General features: G+C 67.9%; 22 protein-coding genes. 12 read left to right on the forward strand and 10 right to left on the reverse strand.

Annotation, left to right across the window (positions count from 1 at the left end):
• Positions 1 to 63: 63 nt before the first annotated feature.
• On the reverse strand, positions 64 to 750 hold the full coding sequence (locus NKJ07_RS09625; RefSeq protein ID WP_318570368.1) for a haloacid dehalogenase type II: 687 nt from the start codon (positions 748 to 750) through the stop codon (positions 64 to 66).
• 79 nt (positions 751 to 829) lie between these two features.
• Between NKJ07_RS09625 and NKJ07_RS09630 the strand changes: the two genes are divergently transcribed.
• The gene (locus NKJ07_RS09630) at positions 830 to 1,579 is read left to right on the forward strand and encodes a GNAT family N-acetyltransferase (protein ID WP_318570369.1); all 750 of its coding nucleotides are present in this window, start codon (positions 830 to 832) and stop codon (positions 1,577 to 1,579) included.
• Between the two features lie 67 nt (positions 1,580 to 1,646).
• Positions 1,647 to 3,110 (forward strand): P-loop NTPase, encoded by a 1,464-nt coding sequence (locus tag NKJ07_RS09635; RefSeq protein WP_318570370.1) that lies wholly within the window; start codon positions 1,647 to 1,649, stop codon positions 3,108 to 3,110.
• A gap of 83 nt (positions 3,111 to 3,193) precedes the next feature.
• On the opposite strand, the gene NKJ07_RS09640 is transcribed toward NKJ07_RS09635, so the two are convergent.
• A complete protein-coding gene (locus NKJ07_RS09640) occupies positions 3,194 to 4,804 on the reverse strand; it encodes a long-chain-fatty-acid--CoA ligase (RefSeq protein WP_318570371.1) in 1,611 nt (536 codons plus the stop codon).
• 90 nt (positions 4,805 to 4,894) lie between these two features.
• The gene (locus NKJ07_RS09645; protein WP_318570372.1) at positions 4,895 to 5,197 is read right to left on the reverse strand and encodes a HalOD1 output domain-containing protein; all 303 of its coding nucleotides are present in this window, start codon (positions 5,195 to 5,197) and stop codon (positions 4,895 to 4,897) included.
• Positions 5,198 to 5,442: 245 nt separating this feature from the next.
• Between NKJ07_RS09645 and NKJ07_RS09650 the strand changes: the two genes are divergently transcribed.
• A complete protein-coding gene (locus NKJ07_RS09650) occupies positions 5,443 to 5,694 on the forward strand; it encodes a DUF7576 family protein (protein WP_318570373.1) in 252 nt (83 codons plus the stop codon).
• A gap of 84 nt (positions 5,695 to 5,778) precedes the next feature.
• Here the strand turns inward: NKJ07_RS09650 and acs are convergent, their stop codons facing one another.
• Both acs and NKJ07_RS09660 read right to left on the reverse strand, forming a co-directional pair.
• Entirely contained in the window at positions 5,779 to 7,773 is a 1,995-nt protein-coding gene (gene acs / locus NKJ07_RS09655) for an acetate--CoA ligase (RefSeq protein ID WP_318570374.1), read from the reverse strand.
• 151 nt (positions 7,774 to 7,924) lie between these two features.
• A complete protein-coding gene (locus tag NKJ07_RS09660; RefSeq protein ID WP_318570375.1) occupies positions 7,925 to 9,625 on the reverse strand; it encodes an acyl-CoA mutase large subunit family protein in 1,701 nt (566 codons plus the stop codon).
• 144 nt (positions 9,626 to 9,769) lie between these two features.
• Between NKJ07_RS09660 and NKJ07_RS09665 the strand changes: the two genes are divergently transcribed.
• Genes NKJ07_RS09665 through NKJ07_RS09680 form a run of 4 tightly spaced genes read left to right on the forward strand, consistent with a single transcriptional unit; the run spans position 9,770 to position 13,970 of the window.
• Positions 9,770 to 10,357: a nitrous oxide reductase accessory protein NosL gene (locus NKJ07_RS09665; protein ID WP_318570376.1), complete on the forward strand. Its 588-nt coding sequence runs from the start codon at positions 9,770 to 9,772 to the stop codon at positions 10,355 to 10,357.
• 45 nt (positions 10,358 to 10,402) lie between these two features.
• Positions 10,403 to 12,331 (forward strand): NosD domain-containing protein, encoded by a 1,929-nt coding sequence (locus tag NKJ07_RS09670; protein WP_318570377.1) that lies wholly within the window; start codon positions 10,403 to 10,405, stop codon positions 12,329 to 12,331.
• Positions 12,328 to 13,149: an ABC transporter ATP-binding protein gene (locus NKJ07_RS09675; protein ID WP_318570378.1), complete on the forward strand. Its 822-nt coding sequence runs from the start codon at positions 12,328 to 12,330 to the stop codon at positions 13,147 to 13,149. Before NKJ07_RS09670 ends, NKJ07_RS09675 begins: the two co-directional genes overlap by 4 nt.
• A complete protein-coding gene (locus NKJ07_RS09680; protein ID WP_318570379.1) occupies positions 13,146 to 13,970 on the forward strand; it encodes an ABC transporter permease in 825 nt (274 codons plus the stop codon). The genes NKJ07_RS09675 and NKJ07_RS09680 overlap by 4 nt, the downstream gene beginning before the upstream one ends.
• Here NKJ07_RS09680 and NKJ07_RS09685 read toward each other — a convergent pair.
• On the reverse strand, positions 13,967 to 14,602 hold the full coding sequence (locus NKJ07_RS09685) for an FAD-dependent oxidoreductase (RefSeq protein WP_318570380.1): 636 nt from the start codon (positions 14,600 to 14,602) through the stop codon (positions 13,967 to 13,969). The genes NKJ07_RS09680 and NKJ07_RS09685 overlap by 4 nt on opposite strands.
• Positions 14,603 to 14,778: 176 nt before the next feature.
• On the opposite strand from NKJ07_RS09685, the gene NKJ07_RS09690 reads away from it, so the two are divergent.
• From NKJ07_RS09690 to NKJ07_RS09700, 3 genes are all read left to right on the forward strand, one after another.
• Positions 14,779 to 16,536: a 2-oxoacid:acceptor oxidoreductase subunit alpha gene (locus NKJ07_RS09690; RefSeq protein WP_318570381.1), complete on the forward strand. Its 1,758-nt coding sequence runs from the start codon at positions 14,779 to 14,781 to the stop codon at positions 16,534 to 16,536.
• Positions 16,533 to 17,396: a 2-oxoacid:ferredoxin oxidoreductase subunit beta gene (locus NKJ07_RS09695; protein WP_318570382.1), complete on the forward strand. Its 864-nt coding sequence runs from the start codon at positions 16,533 to 16,535 to the stop codon at positions 17,394 to 17,396. The genes NKJ07_RS09690 and NKJ07_RS09695 overlap by 4 nt, the downstream gene beginning before the upstream one ends.
• Before the next feature lie 123 nt (positions 17,397 to 17,519).
• Positions 17,520 to 17,753, forward strand: a complete 234-nt coding sequence (locus NKJ07_RS09700; protein WP_318570383.1) for a DUF8066 domain-containing protein — start codon at positions 17,520 to 17,522, stop codon at positions 17,751 to 17,753.
• Between the two features lie 35 nt (positions 17,754 to 17,788).
• Here the strand turns inward: NKJ07_RS09700 and NKJ07_RS09705 are convergent, their stop codons facing one another.
• The 3 genes from NKJ07_RS09705 to NKJ07_RS09715 form a co-directional block, all read right to left on the reverse strand.
• On the reverse strand, positions 17,789 to 18,523 hold the full coding sequence (locus NKJ07_RS09705; RefSeq protein WP_318570384.1) for a DUF6517 family protein: 735 nt from the start codon (positions 18,521 to 18,523) through the stop codon (positions 17,789 to 17,791).
• Positions 18,524 to 18,678: 155 nt separating this feature from the next.
• Positions 18,679 to 18,864, reverse strand: a complete 186-nt coding sequence (locus NKJ07_RS09710) for a hypothetical protein (protein WP_318570385.1) — start codon at positions 18,862 to 18,864, stop codon at positions 18,679 to 18,681.
• Between the two features lie 67 nt (positions 18,865 to 18,931).
• Positions 18,932 to 20,164, reverse strand: coding sequence for a digeranylgeranylglycerophospholipid reductase (locus tag NKJ07_RS09715; RefSeq protein ID WP_318570386.1), 1,233 nt, complete (start codon positions 20,162 to 20,164; stop codon positions 18,932 to 18,934).
• 118 nt (positions 20,165 to 20,282) lie between these two features.
• Between NKJ07_RS09715 and NKJ07_RS09720 the strand changes: the two genes are divergently transcribed.
• Positions 20,283 to 21,098 (forward strand): aldo/keto reductase, encoded by an 816-nt coding sequence (locus tag NKJ07_RS09720; RefSeq protein ID WP_425504742.1) that lies wholly within the window; start codon positions 20,283 to 20,285, stop codon positions 21,096 to 21,098.
• A 93-nt stretch (positions 21,099 to 21,191) separates the two neighbouring features.
• On the forward strand, positions 21,192 to 21,386 hold the full coding sequence (locus NKJ07_RS09725; protein WP_318570387.1) for a DUF7333 family protein: 195 nt from the start codon (positions 21,192 to 21,194) through the stop codon (positions 21,384 to 21,386).
• A gap of 18 nt (positions 21,387 to 21,404) precedes the next feature.
• Here the strand turns inward: NKJ07_RS09725 and NKJ07_RS09730 are convergent, their stop codons facing one another.
• Positions 21,405 to 22,535 (reverse strand): DUF373 family protein, encoded by a 1,131-nt coding sequence (locus NKJ07_RS09730; protein WP_318570388.1) that lies wholly within the window; start codon positions 22,533 to 22,535, stop codon positions 21,405 to 21,407.
• Positions 22,536 to 22,549: the final 14 nt, after the last annotated feature.

A 22,549-nucleotide genomic window follows, 5' to 3' on the forward strand; every position in this document is an offset into this window, starting at 1 on the left:
GATTTATATTTATAATCTCAATAAATATATAGTATATCGGCCGAGCCGTCGTCGATCGACCGTTCAGTCGGCCGCGAGCACGCCAGGGAGTTCGGCGAGTGCCCCGACCTCGGTCTCCGGGGCGGGCCCGATGGTTTCGGGCGGGTCGCGCCGGCGGTTGACCCACGCGACGTCCATCCCGGCGTTGCCAGCGCCGGCGACGTCCCACGCGTTCGCGGAGACGAGCCGGCAGGCACCGATGTCGGCCCCGATCCGCCGGGCGGCGTTCTCGTACACCGCGGGGTCGGGTTTGAACGTCGTGACCTCGTCGGCGCTGATCACGTCGTCGAGGTGCGGGGTGAGTCCGGCGTTGTCGGCGAGTCGCGCGAGCATCTCCGGGTTGCCGTTCGAGAGTACCGTGACCGTGTAGCCGGCGTCGCCGAGGCGTTCGAGGGTTCGCGCGGCGTCGGGGTACGGCGAGAGGTGGTCGTACGCCGCGCGGATCCGTTCGCGGGCGTCGTCGTCAGGGTCGAGTCCGTACTCCGCGAGGGCGTAGTCGAGCGCCTTCGCAGTGATCTCCCAGAACGGCTCGTAGGCGTTCATCTGGGCGGCCTGATACGAGTACTGTAGCTGTTTCCGGCGCCAGGTCCCGTCGATGGCGTCGGTGAGCACGCCGGAGAGATCAAGCACCTCGCCGAGCCGCCGGGTGACGCTCGACGTGTCACAGAGCGTCCCGTACATGTCGAAACAGAGCGCAGTCGTGCTGGCCATGACCGTTCGTCGACGGCGAGACGGATCAATCCACGTGATGGGGTGACACTGTTAAGTCGGCGGGAATAGTGAATCACTTATGGACATTCGTCAGGCGAATTCGGGCGACATCGACGCGATCCGTCGGGTAGCGCGCGAATCACTCGCGGAGTCGTACGGACACGCGCTCGACGCAGACCTCATCGAGTCGGTCGTCGAGAAGTGGTACGACACGGACGACCTCTCGGCGGACCTCGCCGACGCCGACAGCCACTTCGTCGTCGCCGAGGAGGAAGGCGAACTCGTGGGGTTCGTCCAGAGCTACGTCGTCTCGCGCCGCGAGGTCGTCGGCGAGATCGACTGGCTCCACGTCGCTCCCGACCACCGCGGCAAGGGGATCGGGACTGAACTGCTGGTGGCGCTCGAAGCCGCACTCATCGCGGAGGGTGCCGACCGCCTCGAAGGTGCCGTCCTCGTCGCCAACGAGATGGGGACGGACTTCTACGACGAACACGGCTTCACCGCCGCGGGCGAACGAGTCATCGACATCGAGGGGACGGACTTCGCTGAGCGGGTGTACGTCAGGTTCCTCGACCCCGGTGAGCACGACGCCGACCTCGAAGAACGGGTCGTCGGCGATCGGACGGTGTACGTCGCACGCGACGAGACCGTCCGCGGCGCGAACGGCGTCTTCCACGCGGTGTACATGGACGAAGCACGCACGGAACGCTACGGCTGGGCCTGCTCCTGCGGCAACATCGGCGTCGTGATGGACACGATGGAGCGACTCGAATGCGGCGAGTGTGGGAACAGAAGCAAGGCGACGCGGTGGGACGCGGCGTACCTCTGAGCCTCTGAAACTCAAATTTGATACCTCAGGGAAACGTACAAATATCTGAGGAATCGAAGGACGAGTCATGCCAGCGGGTGTCGTCGTCGCGGTCGCCGGAGCCAAGGGAGGCGTCGGCAAGACCACGACGACCATCAACCTCGGTGCGGTGCTCGCCGACATGGGTCACTCGGTCGTCCTCGTCGAGTTCGACGTTGCGATGGCCAACGTCGGTGACTTCCTCGACCTCGAGGTCGACTTCGAGGACGCCCGCGACCCGACCCTCCACGAGGTGCTCGCCGGGACCGCGAACGTCGCGGACGCTATCTACGAGGCACCGGGAGGGTTCGACGTGGTACCGAGCGGGACCACCCTCGAAGGCTTCGCGAACGTCGACGTCGGCCGCGCCGGGGCGGTGCTCACGGCGGTCCGTTCGCGGTACGACGTGGTACTGCTCGACACCGGGGCCGGGATCGGCGCGGAGACGCTCGTGCCGCTGTCGCTGGCGGACGAGACGGTGCTCGTCTCCTCGCCGCGCGTCGCGTCTGTCCGGGACGCGAAAAAGACGCGGAACCTCGTTCGGCAGGTCGACGGCACTGTCGCCGGCGTCGTGTTCGTGAAGTCCGGAAGCGGGCGCTCACCCGGCGTCGAGCGGATCGCCGACTTCCTCGCGGTCGACCTCCTCGGGCACGTACCGGAGGACGCCGCCGTCGCCGCCGCCCAGGACATCGGCCGGCCGGTCGTCGTCGCCGACGGCGACAGCGACGCGGCGAGGGCCTACGGAGCGCTCGGGTCGCGCATGCACGAGCGCGTCAAGACGTTGCAGGCCGCCAGCGTGGCGGCCGAGAACGGGGCTGCCACCGCCGACCCGCCCGCGTCCGGGAGCGACACTGGCTCCGCGGACCGACAGCCGGGCGGCGCAGACTCGACCGAGGCGCTTTCGACCGCCGAGGAGGGGACCGACGGCTTCGCGTTCGTCGACGGCACAACGGCGGACGGGGCGAGCGAGCCCGCGGAGACCGGACGCGCTAACGCCGACGCGACGCGAACGGGAGGGACCGACACGGGCAGTTCCGGTTCGCTGGACCAGCCGCCCGTCGTGGCCGGCGGTCAGCCCGCGGGATCGAGCGGATCGGAGCGAGCAGGGACGCACCGCGGTCGGCAAAAGCGGAGCGAGCGGGACGACAGCGGGCCCGACAGTGGAGGGGCGAAACCGCGTGAACGGGCGGGACGAACTCGGGTCCAGCGGCCCGGACGAAGGACGAGCAACGGTGCGACCGGAGCGGGGGGGCGGGTTGGTGCGACCGACGACGAGATCGCCGAGCAACTCGCGTCCGTCGAAGTGGACGAGGCCGAGCGAGCGAAGCCCGAAGCGCAGGCCGGCGAGCAGTCGGCGAGCGACGATGGGGGGACGGTGACGGAACCGGCGGAACGAGAGGAACCAACCGAGGAGCAGGGAGAACGAACCGACGGCTCGTGGGAGTCGAAGCAGTCGACCGCGAAACGGTTCATCGACCGGGCGATCGAGATCGTCGATCGCCGCGGCGACTGAGCCGTTCGGAGCCGGGTGAGTGGAATCGCCGGAGCCGTTTGGAGCGAACGCCGCTCGCCCGTCCCCGGCGACGGCCCCGATCGCTACCCTTCACCGACCATCCGGTCTTCGTCGTCCCACTCCTGCTCGCGGAGTTCGTACTTCTGGATCTTTCCGGTGGCGGTCTTCGGGAGCGCCGTCACGAACTCGATCGCCTTCGGAATCTTGTACGTCGCGATCCGTTCGCGACAGAACTCGATGAGTTCCCCCTCGGAGGTGCCGGGGTCGTCCGGGTCGCCGCCGGCCGGGACGACGAACGCCTTGGGCACCTCGCCCCACTCGTCCGAGGGAGCGGGGATGACCGCGACGTCCCCAACAGCGGGATGGTCGAACAGCGTGTCTTCGAGTTCGATCGAGGAGATGTTCTCGCCGCCTGAGATGATGATGTCCTTCTTCCGGTCCTGGATGATGAGCATCCCGTGTTCGTCCATTGCGGCGAGGTCGCCCATGTGGTAGTAGCCCTCGACGCGGTCGGAAAAGGCCTCCTCGGTCGCCTCCGGTTTCTCCCAGTAGCCGTCCATCACCTGGTTGCCGCGGACGACGATCTCGCCGATCGTCTGCCCGTCGCGTGGGACGTCGTTGCCGTCCTCGTCGACGACCCTCACTTCCGTACCGAGGTAGCCGATCCCCTGTTTCTTCTTGACGGCGAACCGGGCGTCGTCGTCGTGGTCGAACAGCCGCTTGGCGTCGGAGGTGGTGATGAGTGGTCCCGTCTCGGTCGCGCCGTAGACGTGTTTGAGATACCAGCCGAACTCGTCTTCGACCGTCCGGATGGTGGCCTCCGGTGGTGCCGCACCGGCGGTGGCGACGCGTACCTGCCCCGCGCCCACCGCGTCGAGGTCGTGCTCCTCGGCGTAGTCGCCCAGCCGCTTCAACACGGTCGGCGCCGCACAGAGGTACGTCACCCCTTCGTCGCGGATCGAGTCGAAGATGTGCTCGGCGTCGACGCCGCGGGTGCAGACGTGTCGGGCGCCGAGCCCTGTCACGGCGTAGATGTGGCCCCAGCCGTTGACGTGGAACATCGGGAGCGTCCAGTAGTAGACGTCGTCGTCGGTGAGCTCCTGGTGGATCGAGGTGAGGTACGCGTGGAGCGTCTCACAGCGGTGGGTCCGACAGACGCCCTTCGGGTCGCCGGTCGTCCCCGAGGTGTAGTTGATGGTGACGATCTCGTCTTCGTGCATCTCGGGGCGCTCGTGGTCTCCCCCTTCGTCGACGAGCGAGTCGAACGACTCCCAGTCGCCGTCGACCTTCCCCGGGGCGTTCGTGATAAACAGCTCGGTGGGAACGTCGTCGCGGATCTGTTCGATCTTGTCGGCGTAGTCGTAGTCGGCGTAGATGGCCTTCACGCCGGCGTCGTTGAGGATGTACTCGAAGTCGCTCGGAACGAGCCGGTAGTTCAGCGGCGTGTGGATGGCCCCACACTCGAACGACGCGTACGCCGCCTCCAGATGATAGTGGGTGTTCGGGTCCAGCACGGCCACGCGGTCGCCCTTCTGCACCCCCCGTGCTTGGAGCGCCGCAGCGAACCCGTCGACCCGCTCGCCCAACTCGCCGTACGTGTACCGCTCACCAGTCGTCGCCAGCACCGCCTCCTGATCGGCGTAGTGTCTCCGTGCCCGATCCAGGAAGTCCGTTACGAGGAGTGGTTTCTCCATACGGGGAGTCGTTTACGTACGTTCATGAAATAGATTGCGGGCCACGGGACGCCGTATCGGGTGAGACACGGTGGCACGAGCGGCGGCGCGTCAGGCGTCCAGTGGCTCGTCCAGTTCGTAGATCTCGATCGTCGTGGCGGTGACGACGAACCACAGGTTCCAGGCGGCGAAGGCGACGATGCGCGTGTCGGTGTCGGCGTCGCGTCTGCTCTCGAAGAGGTGATCGAGCGACTCGACGTCGACCAGAGATGACAGCGGCCGGACAGCAGTGAGATCCTCGATGATCTCCGCGGCCGCACGCAGGACGGCATCGCTGAGTGACTCCTCCGCACCCACGTCGTACAGCACCAACGGGTCCGTATCGGACGGCCGAATGTCGGGAGACGGTACCATCGACGATACCTGTATCACACCGGGGGAGACTAAAATTGACGGAAACTACACCCCCTGAACGGCCAGTTCATCCCGGTTTCGTGTAGGTCTGCCAACTATTCCGACTCCGTTTCCCACCGGACGACTCGGGATCGATCGTGAGCGTTCCCGACCGGTATGACCTACTACTCCACGTGGCGTGACACACTACCACAACCCAAAAATACCCAGGAAAGTGTCATGTTCGGGGCGGCTGAAGACGGCGTATGGCACTGTCGGACTACACCGGACGCACACCGCAAGCCGAACCCGGACTGGTCGTCGGCCGGGTCTCCCAGCACCACCTGTGGGCGATGGACGCAACCCAGACTGCGCGCTGTTCGTCCTGTGACACGGTGTTGGACTTACACGAACGTCACCTCCTCGTGACGCTCTCGAAGGAGTCGGACTACCTCCCCGCAGGCAAACGCTACCTCTGTGACGAGTCGTGTCTGCGGGGGTGGCTCGACGAGGAGTAGCGTCGTCCGTCGATTCTGGCGGCGGACGGGATCGTCAGGGTGGGAAAGAACCGAACGGATCGGATCCGCTGACGAGCGAGCGGCTCAGTCCTCTTGAACCTGCTCTTGGATGTCCGCGACGATCTCGGGGTTGCGAAGCGTCGTGGTGTCGCCGAGCTCTTCCTCGTTGGCGATCTGTTCGAGGAGTCGCCGCATGATCTTGCCCGAGCGGGTTTTCGGCAGTTCGGGCGTGAAGATCACCTGTTCGGGCCGCGCGATCGGACCGATCGCGTCCTCGACGCCCTCGACGATGCGTGAGCGCATCTCGTCGCTCCCCTCGAAGCCGTCTTCGAGGATGACGTACGCGTAGACGGCCTCGCCCTTGATCTCGTGCTCGCCGCCGACCACGGCCGCCTCGGCGACGCCGTCGACGCCGACGATGGCGGACTCGATCTCCATCGTCCCCAGCCTGTGCCCGGAGACGTTGAGCACGTCGTCGACGCGGCCGAGGACGGTGATGTAACCCTCGTCGTCGATCTTCGCGCCGTCCTCGGGGAAGTACACCCAGTCGTCGGGGTCGTCGGAATCGGTGTCGGAGTACTCGGCCCAGTACTCGTTGATGAACCGCTCGTCGTTCTTGTACAGCGTCCGAAGCATGCCGGGCCAGGGCTTTTGCACCGTGAGATAGCCGGCGCGACCGGCCTGCACCTGTTCGCCCGTGGTGTCGACGATGCGCACGTCGAGGCCCGGCAGCGGTGGCCCCGCGCTCCCGGGCTTCATCTTCTTGATCCCGGGCAGGCCGGTGATCATCATTCCGCCGGTTTCGGTCTGCCACCAAGTGTCGACGACGGGACAGGACTCGTCGCCGATGTGCTGGTAGTACCACTTCCACGCGCGCGGGTTGATCGGCTCGCCGACCGTCCCCAGCAGACGGAGGCTGGAGAGGTCGTGTCGTTCGGGGAACTCCGAGCCCCACTTCATGAACGCTCTGATCGCCGTCGGAGCGGTGTACAGCTGCGTCGCCTCGTACTCCTCGACGATCTCCCAGAGGCGGTCGCGCTCGGGGTAGTCGGGCGTCCCCTCGTACATCATCGTCGTGGTGCCCAGCGAGAGCGGGCCGTAGACGATGTACGAGTGACCCGTGATCCAGCCGATGTCTGCCGAGCAGAAGTACGTGTCCTCGGGCTTGATGTCCAACACGGCGTGGGAGGTCCACGTCGCCCACGCGAGGTAGCCCGCGGTGGTATGTTTGACGCCCTTGGGCTTGCCCGTCGTCCCCGAGGTGTACATGAGAAAGAGCATGTCCTCGGCGTCGCGCTCGACGGGGTCGACCGTCGCGCCCTCGTGAGCAGAGACGAGGTCGGCGAAGGCGTGCTGGTTCTCAGCGTAGTCGTGGTCGAAGCCGTCGCCGTCCATCAGCCGCTCGGCGACGACGACGGCCTCGACGTCGTGTTCCACCCCGCCGAGCCCCTCGTTGGCCTTCGCGAGGTGGTCGAGGGGGTCGCCGCGGCGGTAGTAGCCGTCGCAGGTGATCAGGTACTCGGAGTCCGCGGAGTTCATTCTGGTTGCCAGGGCGTCCGCCGAGAAGCCGGCGAACACCACCGAGTGGGGTGCGCCGATGCGTGCACACGCGAGCATGGCGATCGGAAGCTGCGGGATCATCGGCATGTACATCGTCACGACGTCGCCCTCGCCGACGCCCATCTCCCGCAGCGCCGCGGCGAACTCGTTGACCTCGCGGTGCAGTTCCTCGTACGTGTAGGTGATGTCGTCCTCCTCGACCGGTTCGCCGACCCACTCGATGGCGGCCTCGTCGCCTCGTTCGTCCAGGTGGCGGTCGAGACAGTTGTGCGAGACGTTCAGCTTGCCGTCGGTGAACCACTTGTAGAAAGGTGGGTTCGAGTCGTCCAGCACCTGGTCGTAGCCCTCGTACCAGTCGAGCATCTCCGCGGCGGCCTCCCAGCAGTCGGGCCACTCCGCTTCGAACTCCTCGTAGATGTCAGGATCCGAGATGTTCGCCCCCTCGACGAACGCCGCCGGCGGTTCGAACTCCTCCTGCGCTGCCAGCCGTGCCTCGAGTTCCGGGTCACCTTCTGACATGAGTCGTTCGAAGCTTCCGAATCATCCATGATAAACCATTGGTTTGCGGACGGGTTGATATATGTGAGACGGTCTCTGACACAGACGTCCGGACGGCGAGGACCGCCGAACCACCGCCGAGCGCGGCCTCGTATCCCCGCCTCGCGCGGGCTCAGACCAGCCCGACCGTCTCGCGGTAGCGGCCGTACTGCGCCTCGAACACCGCCATGATCTCGCCCATCGTCGCGTAGGCCTTGACGGCGTCGACGACGGCGGGCATCACGTTCTCCCCGGCCTCGCTCGCCTCCCGGATGGCGTCCAACGCCTCCGAGACCGCCTCGTCGTCGCGCTCCTCCTTGACCTCGGCGAGCCGCGTCAGCTGGCGCTCTTGGACCTCCTCGGAGACGTGTAGCAGGTCCGGTCGGGTGTCCTCGTCCATCTCGTACTTGTTGACACCGACGACGACCTCCTCGCCCTCCTCGACGCGCTCTTGGTACTCGTAGGAGGCGTCCTGGATCTCGCGGTGGAAGTAGCCCTGCTCGATCCCCTCCAACACTCCGTCGCGCACGGAGCCGTCGCCCAGTTCGCGGATCTCCTCGATGTACGCCATCGCCTCGGCTTCGACCTCGTTCGTGAGCGACTCGACGAAGAACGACCCACCGAGGGGGTCGATGACGTCCGCCGCGCCGCTCTCCTCGGCGATGATCTGCTGGGTGCGCAGGGCAACCCGGACGGCCTCTTCGCCGGGGAGCGCGAGCGCCTCGTCGTAGGAGTTGGTGTGCAGCGACTGGGTCCCGCCGAGCACGCCCGCGAGCGCCTGGATCGTCACCCGGACGACGTTGTTCAGCGGCTGTTGGGCCGTCAGGGACTGTCCCGCCGTCTGCGTGTGGAACTTCATCCGCTTCGACGCCTGGTCGGAGGCGTCGTACCACTCGTCCATCACGCGGGCGTAGATCCGCCGCCCCGCCCGGAACTTCGCCACCTCCTCGAAGATGGAGTTGTGCGAGTTGAAGAAAAAGGAGAGCTGGGGGGCGAACTCGTCGACCTCGAGCCCCCGGTCGAGGGCGTCCTCGACGTAGGCGAAGCCGTCGGCGAGGGTGAAGGCGAGTTCCTGCACGGCGGTCGAACCGGCCTCGCGGATGTGGTAGCCCGACACCGAGACCGGGCTCATCTTCGGCGTCTCCCCGGCGGCGAACTCGACGGTGTCCGTCACGAGTTTGAGCGAGGCCTCGGGGGGGATGACCCACTCCTTTTGCGCGATGAACTCTTTGAGCATGTCGTTCTGGAGGGTGCCGTCGATCTCCTCGCGGGAGACGCCGCGCTGGTCCGCGAGCGCGACGTACATCGCGAAGATCACGGGCGCGGAGGGGTTGATCGTGAAGGAGGTCGTCACCTCGGCGATGTCGATCCCGTCGAACAGCACCTCCATGTCGCGGAGCGTATCGACGGCGACGCCCTCCTTGCCGACCTCCCCGTCCGAGAGGGGATCGTCGGAGTCCTTGCCCATGAGCGACGGCATGTCGAACGCGGTCGACAGCCCCGTCTGTCCGTGCTCGATGAGGTAGTGGAAGCGCTCGTTGGTCTCCCGCGCCGTGCCGAAGCCGGCGAACTGCCGCATCGTCCACGTCCGCCCGCGGTACATGGTCGCGTAGGGCCCCCGGGTGAAGGGGAACTCCCCCGGGAAGCCGAGATCTTCCTCGTAGTCGAGGTCGCCGACGTCAGCCGGCGTGTAGAGGTCGTCGACCGCGTGGTTCGAGACGGTCGCGAACCGCTTTTTCCGCTCGCCGAACCGGTCGACGACGGGGTCGCGCGTTTCGCGTTCCCACGCCGCATGCGACTCGCGGATGGCATCGAGGTCGTCCTCGTCGTACATGGGTCCGATTACCGAGGGACGATGATTAAGGATTCGGGTCCGAAAGCCGCCCGGAACGGTCCGGGGGCGACCCCAGTGCCGGCCGATTCTCACCCGACGGGAACGAGAACGATTCATAAATCCACACCGGACCGATTGAGTCGTATGTGCGAGCACACGCGTCTCGGGGTCCCCAGGCGGACGGTCCTCGCGGGGACGGCGGCGCTCGGCGTCAGCGCCCTCGCCGGGTGCAGCGGCAGCTCCGGCGGCGGTGGCGAGCCGCCCGAACCGATCACCCTCACACAGGAGCACAGCTGTGACGTCTGCGGGATGGTCATCCCGAACCACCCCGGTCCTTCCGCCGAGGTGTTCTACCCCGGCCGCGAACCCGCGGGGCACGCGAACCCCGCCCGGTTCGACAGCACGTGGGAGGCGTACCAGTTCGACTTCGAGCGTCGCGACGAGGGGTGGGAGCCGGCCGGGTTCTACGTGACGGACTACTCGGCGGTCGACTACCGCACGTTCACCGACGGGGGCGACACGCTCGTCTCGACGCATCCCGAGGCGTCGTCGTTCGTCGACAGCGAGGAAGTGACGTACGTCGTCGGGAGCGAGGTGAAGGGGGCGATGGGACGGGACCTGATCGGCTTCTCCGACCGGGCCGACGCGGAGTCGTTCCGCGACGAGCACGGTGGGCAGCTGATGGGCCACGGCGACGTCACCCGGGCGACCATCGCGAGCCTCGGACGATGAGGCCCGACGACTGATGACCGTCGAGACACGACGCCCGCCACGGCCATGACGTTCGTCACGCCCGGCGCGGTCAGGGTAGCGACGCTCGTCCTCGCCGGTCTGCTCGTGGTCTCCAGCGGCGCGTTCGCGCTCGGTCCATCCCCCGGCGACCAGCTCCGCCCCGTCCCGTTCGACCGGACGCTGTCGACCGGCATGACGTACGTCGACGTCAACCGCGCAGAGACCGAGAATTTCCACATCCCTCGCGCGGAGGTGTACTTCTCGCAGTACCGCTTCGTCGTCGGCTACTACGGCGTCGAGACGGCCGCCGGCGAACTCGCCGCGCCCGAGACAACCACGAGCTTCGGCGATCCGCTCGCGGTGTTCGTCTCGGACTTCTCGACGGTCTCGCCCGTCCTCACCGCGGGGGGGTACCTCACGACCGAGCGCGGGCGCGCCGTCGGGTGGACGCGTGCGGCCGACGCCTCGTTCGTCGTCGGGAGCGACGCGCGAGCGCCGAGTCGCCCCATCGCGGTCCCGTTCGGCGACCGGGCCGACGCCGCGACGTTCGCCGCCGAGTACGGCGGTCGGGTCGTCGACTGGGAGACGCTCCAGCGCACGGCCGAAAACCCCCTCGACCGGCGGCGCGCGCGGTTCGAAGCGCGGGTCGTCGACGGGAACGCGTGGGCCGACGGCGTAGCCGCCGACGGGCGCGCGCTGCTCGACCGCCCCACGGCCGTCGTCGTCGGCGAGGACGCGCCGACGCTGGCTGCCGCAATCGAACAGGCCCCGCCGAACACGACCGTCCGCCTCCCGCCGGGGACGTACGCGGCGACGAACCTCACGATCGGGAAGCCGCTCACGCTCGTCGGTGCCGGGAACGAGACGGTCGTCCGCGGGGACGGCACCGACAGCGTACTGGAACTGCGCCATCCCCGGGTGGCCGTGTCGTCGCTCCGCATCGAGGGCGTCGGCCCGAACGGTACCCAGCGCCGCCCGCACGGGAACCTCACCCAGGCTGACTGGTCACAGGTCGTCCAGTTCGCCTACGGCCAGGGCGACGCCGGCGTCGTGATGCACCGCGCGAACGGCTCCGTCGTCCACGACGTCACCATCGACACGCCCGCCAGCGGCGTCATCGTCCGCTCGTCCGATCGGGCCGCCGTGGTGGACAGCCGGATCCGCGGGAGCGATGACCCACGCGAGGGGTTCATGGGCGTCGTCCTGATGCAGTCGCGGGCCCTGGTTCACGGATCGACGTTCGTCGGCGGGCGCGACGCCGTCTACACCCACCGGGCCGACGGCTTCGTCGTCCGCGACAACCACATGCGCGGCGAGCGGTACGGCGTCCACTTCATGTACACGTCGCGGGGGCTCGTGGCGAACAACACGATCCGTGACACGCGCGCGGGAATCATCATCATGACCCGCCCCGTCGAGAACGTGGTCGTGGGCAACGACGTCCGCGACTCGGGCTACGGCGTCATCCCCGTCGGCGGCGACAGTTACTACGCCCGGAACGTCCTCGCCGACAACGACCACGGCATCTCGGTGTCGGGCCACCGCTCCGTGTACGAGGGGAACGTGATCGCGGACAACGGTGTCGGCGTCCGTGCCTCGACCCTGTTCCCCACGAACTGGGTGGTCGGCAACGACATCGTGGACAACGACCAGCAGATCGAGACGGGCCGTGGGCCGCTCCGGACGTGGTCCCGCGGCGACGAGGGGAACTACTGGGGGCCGCTCCCGATCCCCGACGCCGACGGCGACGGCGTCCTCGACCGCCCGTACCGACCGACTGGGCCGGTCGACGGGGCGCTCCGCGATCAGCCGGCGGCGTGGACCGTCTCGCGGGCCCCGTCGGCCGTCGCGCTCCGGGCGGCCGGCACCGACGTCTCCGGCCTGCGGTCGGCGGGCGTCGTCGACCGGTCGCCGCGCGCGTCGCCGGCCACCCCCGACCAGTTGGCGAACGCGACCCGGGAGGCGGGGGCGTGACCGACACGAACCCGACCGCCGGCGTCGACGCCGCGGCCTCCGAGGCGGCCGGTTCCGGCGGCGTCGACCCGGCGGTCACCGTCGACGGTCTCAGCCACGGGTTCGGCGACGTGGACGTCCTCGACGGCGTCTCGCTCACCGTCAAGGCGGGGTCGCTCGTCGCGCTGGTCGGCCCCAACGGCTCCGGGAAGTCGACCCTGCTCCGGGTCGTCGCCGGGGTGCTCGACCCCGACGGCGGGCGCGTCGACGTCGCCGGGAGCGGCGTCCGCCCCGTCGGCTACCTCCCTCAGCGACCGTCGTTCCGGCCGGGCTTTACCGTCGCCGACACGCTCGGCTTCTACGCCGACCTGCTCGGCCCCGAGGCGGCGAGCGGGGTGGACGTCCGCGCGGCGCTCGAAGCGGTCGGACTCGCCGAGGCCCGGAACCGCCGGGTCGAGGCCCTTTCCGGAGGGATGACGCGACTGCTGGGGCTCGCGCAGGCGCTGCTCGGCGACCCGCCGGTGCTCGTGCTCGACGAACCGGCGAGCGGCCTGGACCCCGCGATGTCCGCCCACATCTACCGGACCGTGCGCGAGGCGGCCGACGACGGCCGCGCGGTGTTCGTCGCCTCGCACGACCTCGCCGCGATCGAGCGGACGGCCGACCGGGTCGCCCTGCTCGACCGGGGGCGGATCGTCCGCGACGGCACCCCCACCGAGCTGATCGACGACGCCGGCGTGGAGAGCTTGGGAGAGGTGTTCCTCGACACCGTCGGTGCGACCGAGGGGCTCACCGTCCGGACCGGGCTCGGACGCGCCGGGGAGGGTGAGCGCCGATGACGCTCACGGAGCGCGCGGGGCGCTACCGCGCGCTCGCGGTCGCGGCGCGCGAACTCCGGTCGGTCGCCCGCACGTGGTCGGTGATCGCCCTCGGGGCCGTGGTGTTCGCCAGCGTCGTCGGCGTCGTCGTCGCCGGCAGCGGGGCCGGCGGGTTCGTCCCGCTCGCGCTCGATCTGCTGTTCGCCGTCGAGGTGCTCGTCCCCCTGTTCGCCTTCGCCGCGGGCTACCGGACGGTGCTCGACGACCGCGCCTCGGGCGAACTCGAAGCGATCCGGACGTACCCGCTCGCGCGGGCGGAGTACGTCCTCGGCGCGTACCTCGGTCGGGCGCTGTTCGTCGCGAGCGTCCTCGTGGCGACGCTCGTCGTCGCGGGGATCGTCGGCGCGACGCTCGCGCCGGGACGGACCGACGTCATCGCGGCGAACGAGGCCGCCGACTCCGCGTGGCTGTTCGTTCGGTTTTCCGTACTCGTGGTCGGCTTCGGCCTCACGACGCTCGCCGTCGCGGTCGCGGTTTCGGCCGCCGCCCGGAGCGTTCGGCAGGCGCTCGCGGTCGTCGTCGCGCTCGCCGTGGCGTTCCTCGTCGGCGTCGATGCCGGCGTCGTCGCGGGACTCGCAAGCGGCCTCTCGCCCGACGCCACGCCGATTTTGATCGCGCTCTCGCCGGCCAGCGCGTTCCGCGGCCTCGTGCTCGACCTCGTGGTGGGGGCGGTGAGCGGCCGCGACGCGGGCAGCGCGCTCGGCGGGTTGGTCGGTCTCGTCGGGTGGTTCGGCGGTTCGCTCGTCGTGGCCGTGCTCACCGTCTGGGACGAGCGGGGTTAGCCGAAGTTCTCGATCTTCGCCTCACCCACGTACCCCACCGCGTCGAGCGCGTCGCGAGCGCGGTCGACGAAATCGGCGAAGCCGTAGACGAACACCTGGTCGTCGTCACCCGAGAGCGCGTCGCGGAGGTGTACCGTGAGATCGGCGTCGGCGTCGTCCATGACGACGGTGGCACCGACGGCGGCGAGTTCTTCCAGCCGCGTGACGTGTGCGGGGGCGTCGTCGAGGTAGACGACGGCCGCCTCGTTGCCCTCGGCGAGCGCGCGTTCGCCGATTCCGACCGCGGGGCCGACGCCCGGCCCGCCCGCGAGCACGACGACGCGCGACTCGCCCTCGTAGTGGTCGGAACCGAACGGCCCTTGCATGTCGAGTTCGTCGCCGGGTTCGAGTCCGGTGAGCGAACGGGCGAAGGGACCGCTCTCCTCGCTGACGCCGACGGTGATCTCGAAGCTCCCCTCGACGTCGGGCGACGAGAGCGTGTAGAAGCGGCCGTACTCCTCGCCGTCGATCTCGCCGGAGAGTTTCACGAACTGGCCGGGCATGGCGTGGAACTCCGCGGGCGTCTCGAACTCGATGGCGACGGTATCCGGCCCCGCGTCGTGAACAGAGACGACGGCGACTGTCGCGTTCATACAGGGCGTCCGGCCGCGCCGGGCAAAAGCGCCTCGTTCGATCGACGACGCACCAGTCACAGTACGTTCACTCATGACACGGATCGCTCGAATCACCGACCGAGACCGGTTCTTCACGGTCCTGCATGCCCCCTTTCAGAAGGCTTTTCATGAGGCGCTGGGTAGCAAAATCCAGCATGCCTGCGGACTTCAACTGGGCCATCGGCGGCGAGGCTGGCGATGGCATCGACTCCACGGGGAAGATCTTCGCCCAGGCACTCTCACGGGCTGGACGACACGTCTTCACCTCGAAGGACTTCGCGTCGCGTATCCGGGGCGGGTACACGGCGTACAAGGTCAGGACTGGCGTCGATCCGGTGCAGAGTGTGGTCGACAGATTGGACGTACTCATCGCGCTCACGCCGCGGACCATCGACGAGAACCTCGACGAACTGCACGAGGGCTCGGTGATCGTCTACGACGGCGAACGAACCACGATGCAGGACGTCGAGATCCCCGAGGGGATGATCGGGCTGGACGTCCCCCTCAAGGGGCTCGCCGAGGAGGCCGGCGGCGCGATCATGCGCAACGTCGTGGCGCTGGGCGCGGCGTGTGCAGTCGCCGACTTCCCCATCGAGAACCTCGACTCCGCCCTCCAGAAGCGCTTCGGCGGCAAGGGACAGGCCATCGTCGACAACAACAAGGAGGCCGCGCGGAAGGGCAAGGAGTACGTCGAAGACGAGTACGACCACGACTTCGACTACGACCTCGAGACCACCGACAACGACTACGTCCTCCTGAACGGCGACGAGGCGATCGGGATGGGGGCGATCGCCGCCGGCTGTCGCTTCTACTCGGGGTACCCCATCACGCCCGCGACGGACGTGATGGAGTATCTCACCGGCCGGATCGAACAGTACGGCGGCCACGTCGTCCAGGCGGAGGACGAACTCTCCGCGATCAACATGGCGCTCGGGGCGGCGCGGGCCGGCGCGCGGTCGATGACCGCGACCTCGGGGCCGGGGATCGACCTGATGGCCGAGACTTTCGGTTTAGTCGCGACGAGCGAGACGCCGCTCGTCATCTGCGACGTGATGCGCTCGGGGCCGTCGACGGGGATGCCCACGAAGCAGGAGCAGGGCGACCTCAACATGGCGCTCTACGGCGGCCACGGCGAGATCCCCCGGTTCGTCCTCGCCCCGACGTCGGTCTCGGAGTGTTTCTGGAAGACCGTCGAGGCGTTCAACCTCGCCGAACAGTACAACACCCCCGTATATCTCCTCTCGGACCTGGCGCTCGCGGTCACGGAACAGACGTTCCCGCCCGAGGCGTTCGACATGGACGCCGTCGAGATCGATCGGGGCAAGCTCGTCGACGAGGACACGATCGGAGAGTGGCAGAACGAGAAGGGACAGTTCCGCGCCCACGCGCTCACCGACGACGGCATCAGCCCGCGGGCGGCCCCCGGCACCACCGGTGGCGCACACATGTCCACCGGCTTAGAGCACGACGAACTCGGCCGCCGGACCGAGGACACCGGAATGCGCGTCGAGCAGGTGGACAAGCGCAACCGGAAGGTCGAGACCGCGCGGGAGACCGAGGACTGGTCCCCCCGTGAGTTCGGCGACCCCGACTCGTCGAACCTCGTGATCTCGTGGGGATCGAACGAGGGTGCGATGGAGGAGGCCATCGCGCTCCTCGACGACGAGGGGATCGACGTGCGGTTCCTCTCGGTGCCGTATCTGTTCCCGCGGCCGGACCTCTCCGAGGACGTCGCGGCCGCGGAGAACGTCCTGGTGATCGAGTGCAACGCCAACGGGCAGTTCGCGGACCTCATCGAACACGACACGCTGACACGCGTCGACCGCCTCAACAAGTACGACGGCGTTCGGTTCAAGGCGGACGAACTCGCCGAGGAAATCAAGACGGCCCTCTCGACGGAGGTCAAAGCATGAGCTCAGACGTTCGATTCACGGACTTCAAATCAGACAAGCAGCCGACGTGGTGTCCCGGATGCGGCGACTTCGGGACGATGAACGGGATGATGAAAGCGCTCGCGGAGACGGGCAACCACCCCGACGACACGTTCATCGTCGCGGGCATCGGCTGCTCGGGGAAGATCGGGACGTACATGCACTCGTACGCCATCCACGGCGTCCACGGACGGGCCCTGCCCGTGGGGACGGGCGTCAAACTCGCCAACCCCGACCTCGAAGTGATGGTCGCCGGCGGCGACGGCGACGGCTACTCGATCGGTGCGGGCCACTTCATCCACGCCGTCCGCCGGAACGTCGACATGTCGTACATCGTGATGGACAACCGCATCTACGGGCTGACGAAGGGGCAGGCCTCGCCGACCTCCCGGGAGGACTTCGAGACGTCGACGACGCCCGAGGGGCCGCAGCAGCCACCGGTCAACCCCCTCGCGCTCGCGCTCGCCGCCGGCGGGACGTTCATCGCCCAGTCCTTTTCCACCGACGCACAGCGGCACGCCGCACTCGTCCAGCAGGCGATCGAACACGACGGCTTCGGCTTCGTCAACGTCTTCTCACCCTGCGTGACGTTCAACGACGTCGACACCTACGACTACTTCCGCGACAACCTGGTCGACCTCGCCGAGACCGACCATGACCCCCAGGATCGAGACCAGGCCAAGGAGAAGATCCTCGACGCCTCGAAGGAGTACATGGGGATCCTCTACCAGGACGAGAACTCGGTGCCGTACGGCGAGAAACACGGACTCTCCGCGAACATGTCAGAGATTCCGTCGGGCGCGCCCGACGGCGCGATGGATCTCGTCCGCGAGTTCTACTGAGCGGACGACACGGTCGCTCCCCCGAATCGCCGCTGTCGCGGCCCGGCGGGGCTCACGACGGACGACCGAAGGCTCCCCCGTAACGATCCCAACGGATAAGTTGGGCGTGTCGCATCGGGACGTATGGCGAACTGGTCCCCGCCGTCGATCCCCCGGCGTTGGCTCGCCGCGGCAGCGGCGCTCTCCTTGCTCGTCCTCGCGTACGCCGTTCTCGTCCTCGGACAGCTCCTGCTGGGCGTCCTGCCCACGCTCTTGCTCGGCGTTCTGTACGTCCTGTGGCGGTTCCTCGCAGCCGTGGAGGCAATCGCCGACGCCCAACAGCGGCTGGCCGACCAGCGGGAACGGGAGCGGGAGTGAACGCGACGTGGACGCGCCACCGGGTCGAACGGCTCTCACCCGGCCGTAACGACGGCTTCGTGTTCGATCGCCTCCATCAGCGCCGCGATCGTCTCGCCCTCGTCCATCGCGTCGCCGTGGACACCGAGCGCGACGACGACGTCCTCGCCGTGTTCGACGGCCATCAGGTGGACGGAGAGGGTCCGTTCCCCGCCCAGGGTGGCGGACGCCGACGACGGAGGAGTCCCCGCCATCGTCGACGTCTCAGCCGGCTCGACCCGAACCGATGCGGAGTACGTGACGACCTCGACCGACTGGCCGAGCACGGTTCGGTTCTGGACGCCGGTCTCGCGGAGGCGTGCGACGTCGGTCACGTTCGCACCCAGCGTACCGGTGGCACCGGTGGCGTTGTCGACCTCTGTGACGACGTCGAACAGCCGGGCGACGAGTTCGCGGTTCGTGAGGTGAGCGAACGGGTTGACCGACTGGCCTTCGACCCGTCGGTTGGGCGAACTCACGACGAGGAGTGCGGCCGTGTCGTTCCCGCCCGCGTCGGTCCCGACCGTGCGCGAGTAGCCCGAAACCCAGACGTACACCGTCAGGTCGCGCGTGACCGGCCCGACCCCGACGGGGTACGTGAGTGGCACCTCGGTGGTATTGCCGTGGACGTAGCCGACGGGCGTGAAGGCCGTCTGTGGGATCGTCGCCGGTGCCGATCGGACCTCGGCCAGGGTGCCCGTACAGCCGGCGACGACGACGGCGAGCACGACGAGGAGATGCAGATACTGCACGATCCTCTCAGTACGCCGTCCGAGAACATCACCGTTGCTGCCGTGTGACACGCGGTGACGCTCCCGTCCGGGGGACCGGGGAGAAGGGGGCCGTGTGCCGGTTCTTCGCCGCCCCGATCGGACGAGACACCGGGCACCCCCGACAACCGCCCCACTCAGTCGACGGGCACGACCTGGAGACGGAACCGGGCCTCGCAGTCGAGACAGCCAGCGTCCTCGCGTTCGATGAGTTCGGTGAGTAACACTTCGCCGAACTCACAGTTCGGACAGTCGTAGACGAGCGAGTCGCCGGCGATGCGGTGTGCGACGGCGTTCGTGTTCTCGGTGGTGAGTTCGACCATGTACGTCCACCATGTGTCTTGCTATCACCGGACGCAATAGCTCTGTCGCCGATCGAGAGCCGGCCCGTCAGTTCAGGTACCGCTCTTTCACCAGTCGCTTGACGAGCGAGGCGTCGTCGAGGCGCAACAGTTTCAACAGCGCCAGGAGATCGCCGTTGTTGGCGTCGTTTAGCGTCCCCTCGTCGGCGCTGTTCAGGTCCCGCATCAGGGTGTCGTAGCGTTCGTTGGGGGCGAGATACAGCAGTTCGGTCATCATGAGCCGCGTGCGCATCTTCGGGGCGACATCGGTGTGCCAGAGGTGGTCGTACAGGGCCATCTGCTCCGCCGAGGTGTCTTGATCGTGCGGCGTGAGACAGTTGTCGACGGTGATCGCCGCGGCCCGCGCCGACTTCATTCCCTTGTGGATTCCCTCCCCCCAGAGGGGGTCGATCGTCGGCACGGTGTCGCCGATAGCGATGAAGCGGTCCGTGCTCAGGCCGGTCGGCATCTGGATGTGTGCGGAACCGCGGTGCTGTTTGCCTTCGAGCTTCCGCGCGTCCGCAAAGCGGGGGTCCTCGTCGAGCCACCGCGTCAGGTAGCCGTCGATGGTGAAGCCGTCGGCGGCGAACTCCCGGTGGCTGTCGTTCTGGATGTAACACAGCCCGACCTTCGCCGTGTCCTCGCCCGTGTGGAAGATCCACGAGTAGCCGCCCGGCGCGATGCGGTGGTCGAGTCGGAGCATCATCGCGTCGTGGAGGTCGGCGTAGTCGGGGTGGTCCATCTCGATCCCTTCGAGTTCGTACTCGATCCCGATCGCCTGCTGTTCGCGCTGGAGGTCGACGACGTCAAGTTCGCGCGCGAGCGGTGCGCTCGGCCCGGTCGCGTCGACGACCACGTCCGCGTACACCTCTTCGGAGCCGTTGTAGCTGACGCCGACGACCTCGCCGTCGTCGACGATCGGCCCGGAGACGCGCGCGTCGAACCAGTACTCGGCACCCTCTGCCTGGCCGTCCTCGACGAGGAAGCGCTTGAAATCGGCGAACTCCAGGACCGCGCCCGTCTGCCGGCGGGTGTACGAGTGATTCGGCGACTCCAAGACGATGCTGTCGGTGAACTGCATGACGACATCGTTGGGGATGTTGAACGACGCCAGCATCGACGGGAACGTCCCACCAGTCGACTTGTTGCTCCCCCGTGGGAACTCGTCTTCTGCCTCGGTTTCGAGAACGAGCACGTCGTAGTCCCTCGTGGCGAGATCGCGTGCGCACTGTGCCCCCGCCGGGCCGGCTCCGGCGATCACCACGTCGAAACGCTCGTCCATACGTGTGGGAGATGCCTCCCACTAATCAGTGTTCCTGAACTCCCTCGTCATAGACTCGACCGGGCACCGTCGACCGCTTTCACAACCCATTTCACCGCGCTCGCCCGCCTCTTCATTGATGAACGATACCGCCGCTCCGATCACAAACGGCATGCCGATGCTCGGGCTCGGAACGTGGCAGAACACCGATCCAGTTGAGTGCCGGACCGCGGTCCGCGAGGCGCTGGAGACGGGCTACCGCCACGTCGACACCGCCCAGGCGTACGACAACGAACACGAGGTCGGCGAGGGGATCGCTGCCGCGGACGTCGCTCGTGAGGACGTCTTCTTGGCGACGAAGCTGTGGACCTCGAACCTCGCGTACGACGACGTGCTCGCGACCACCGACGAGTCGCTCGATCGCCTCGGCGTCGACCACCTCGACCTCCTGTACGTCCACTGGCCCACGGGCGAGTACGACCCCGAGGAGACGCTCGCCGCGTTCGACGAACTGCACGGGGGGCAGATCGACCGCGTCGGCGTCTCGAACTTCGAGCCACGCCAGCTCGAGGAGGCCATCGACGTGCTCGACGCTCCCGTCTTCGCCAACCAGATCGAACTCCACCCCCTGTTGCCCCAGGAGGAACTCCGCGCGGTCTGCGCCGAACACGACGTCGACGTGGTGGCGTACTCGCCGCTGGCCCGCGGGGCGGTGTTCGACGTCCCCCTGCTCCAGGAGTTGGCCGACGACTACGACACCAGCCCCGCCGGCGTCTCGCTCGCGTGGCTCCGCGCGAAGGGCGTCACCGCCATCCCGAAGGCGACCTCGACCGCGCACATCCGCGACAACTGGGCGTCGCTCTCCGTCGACCTCGACGACGCCGACGTCGCCCGCATCGACGCCCTGGAGCGAGAAGACCGCCGCGTCGACCCCGACTGGGCACCCTGGAACTGAGCGCCGACGCGAACCACGGCGACCCGGCCGCTGTACTCGGATCCCGGTGCCGGACTCCGTAACGGATTTGTTCGGTCCGTCCCGAGTCCGGGTATGGAGTTCGACCTCGCCAAGACCGTGCTGGTTTTCGCCGCGCTCGTCGCCGTCGGGACCGCCGCCCTCGTCGGAGCCCCGATTCCCATGACGTCGAGCACGATCCTCATGATGGTGACCCCGTCGATGATCGTCTTCGGCGCGATCTGTCTCGCACTCGGCGTCAAACACGGCGAGTACCGCACGGCGCGGTAACTGACCCCGACACCGCGTTCACGCGTCTTCTTGTCCACCGGTCTCGACCACGTCGTCCAACTGGTCGTCCGTCACGCTGACCGCGACCCGGACGCCGACGAGCGAGACGACGATGCCGACGACGATGAAAAGCGCCAGCCGCTGGGTCGCGGTGAGGACGAGCCGATCGAGCAGGACGAGGTTGGGGAGGACGCCCTCGCGTTCGAGGAAGTAGCCCGAGAAGCCACGGACGACGAGCCCGAGCGCGACCACCCCGAACGGGAGGTTGAGATACGGCGTCCGGATCCCCTCGGCGCTGATGAGTTCGTCGAGGAGCCGGCCGGTCGAGGCGGTGAGCGCCGCGAGAGCGAGCCACGGGACCGCGGCGTAGGTGAACTGCATCGTCGGCAAGAGCGCCGTCTCCCCCACCGGGGCGTCGGAGACGGCGAGCGCACCGAGGAACACCCCGACGAGCGCGAGCCCCGCCGCCACGACGTACGTCACGACCGACACCTGCCCGGAGTACATCGCCGCGCGGGCCCGGTCGGGGAGATTCGCGAGGAGTTCGTCGACGGCGAGGCCCTTGTAGAGCAAGACCGCACCGAGCAGCGACGCCAGGCCGGCCACCGCGATCGTGGGCGAGAACTGACTCAAGAGCACGGGGAGGAGCAACAGCCCGATCCCCACCGGCACGAGGAGCGTCGTCCGCAGTTCCTCGTCGGCAAGGAACTGCTTCAGGAGGTAGTACGTCGACTCGAGGTCGTGCGCCTGCCGGACGACGACGCGATCGACCGCGTCGACGGGGAGCCGTGACTCGACGACGGGGACGAGCCGTTCGTCCTGCACGCTGTCGATGACGATCACCGCCGAGTCGGCGTCGTATTCCTCGACTAGCCGATCGAGTTGGGCGGCGACGGAGCGGTCCGCACCGACGATGGAGTCCCCGCCGCCCGCGACGACCGCGACGATCGCCTCGTCGTCGTCGTCGCGGAGTTCACGGGCGACGCGCAGGGTTTCGAGCAGACAGTTGACGCTCGAGTCCTCGGGGTCCGCGAGGCCGACCTCCGTGACCAGTGACTGGACGGCCTCCCAGCCGACCACCGGCATCGTGAGTCCCGTCTTCCGACCGATGTCGTTGGTTCGGTCGACACAGAGGACGAGCGTCGTCACAGGGAGGGTGACGC

The organism is Salinigranum marinum (assembly GCF_024228675.1).
Classification (GTDB): Archaea; Halobacteriota; Halobacteria; order Halobacteriales; family Haloferacaceae; genus Salinigranum; species Salinigranum marinum.

Excerpts from the sequence above, each read along its gene's own strand:
- NKJ07_RS09715 (WP_318570386.1), bottom strand. The coding sequence starts at position 20,164 with ATGGACGAGCGTTTCGACGTGGTGATCGCCGGAGCCGGCCCGGCGGGG.
- NKJ07_RS09635 (WP_318570370.1), top strand. The coding sequence starts at position 1,647 with ATGCCAGCGGGTGTCGTCGTCGCGGTCGCCGGAGCCAAGGGAGGCGTC.
- acs (WP_318570374.1), bottom strand. The coding sequence starts at position 7,773 with ATGTCAGAAGGTGACCCGGAACTCGAGGCACGGCTGGCAGCGCAGGAG.
- NKJ07_RS09660 (WP_318570375.1), bottom strand. The coding sequence starts at position 9,625 with ATGTACGACGAGGACGACCTCGATGCCATCCGCGAGTCGCATGCGGCG.
- NKJ07_RS09665 (WP_318570376.1), top strand. The coding sequence starts at position 9,770 with ATGTGCGAGCACACGCGTCTCGGGGTCCCCAGGCGGACGGTCCTCGCG.
- NKJ07_RS09670 (WP_318570377.1), top strand. The coding sequence starts at position 10,403 with ATGACGTTCGTCACGCCCGGCGCGGTCAGGGTAGCGACGCTCGTCCTC.
- NKJ07_RS09625 (WP_318570368.1), bottom strand. The coding sequence starts at position 750 with ATGGCCAGCACGACTGCGCTCTGTTTCGACATGTACGGGACGCTCTGT.
- NKJ07_RS09645 (WP_318570372.1), bottom strand. The coding sequence starts at position 5,197 with ATGGTACCGTCTCCCGACATTCGGCCGTCCGATACGGACCCGTTGGTG.
- NKJ07_RS09695 (WP_318570382.1), top strand. The coding sequence starts at position 16,533 with ATGAGCTCAGACGTTCGATTCACGGACTTCAAATCAGACAAGCAGCCG.
- NKJ07_RS09685 (WP_318570380.1), bottom strand. The coding sequence starts at position 14,602 with ATGAACGCGACAGTCGCCGTCGTCTCTGTTCACGACGCGGGGCCGGAT.
- NKJ07_RS09640 (WP_318570371.1), bottom strand. The coding sequence starts at position 4,804 with ATGGAGAAACCACTCCTCGTAACGGACTTCCTGGATCGGGCACGGAGA.
- NKJ07_RS09720 (WP_425504742.1), top strand. The coding sequence starts at position 20,283 with ATGAACGATACCGCCGCTCCGATCACAAACGGCATGCCGATGCTCGGG.
- NKJ07_RS09710 (WP_318570385.1), bottom strand. The coding sequence starts at position 18,864 with ATGGTCGAACTCACCACCGAGAACACGAACGCCGTCGCACACCGCATC.
- NKJ07_RS09650 (WP_318570373.1), top strand. The coding sequence starts at position 5,443 with ATGGCACTGTCGGACTACACCGGACGCACACCGCAAGCCGAACCCGGA.
- NKJ07_RS09700 (WP_318570383.1), top strand. The coding sequence starts at position 17,520 with ATGGCGAACTGGTCCCCGCCGTCGATCCCCCGGCGTTGGCTCGCCGCG.
- NKJ07_RS09725 (WP_318570387.1), top strand. The coding sequence starts at position 21,192 with ATGGAGTTCGACCTCGCCAAGACCGTGCTGGTTTTCGCCGCGCTCGTC.
- NKJ07_RS09680 (WP_318570379.1), top strand. The coding sequence starts at position 13,146 with ATGACGCTCACGGAGCGCGCGGGGCGCTACCGCGCGCTCGCGGTCGCG.
- NKJ07_RS09630 (WP_318570369.1), top strand. The coding sequence starts at position 830 with ATGGACATTCGTCAGGCGAATTCGGGCGACATCGACGCGATCCGTCGG.
- NKJ07_RS09690 (WP_318570381.1), top strand. The coding sequence starts at position 14,779 with ATGCCTGCGGACTTCAACTGGGCCATCGGCGGCGAGGCTGGCGATGGC.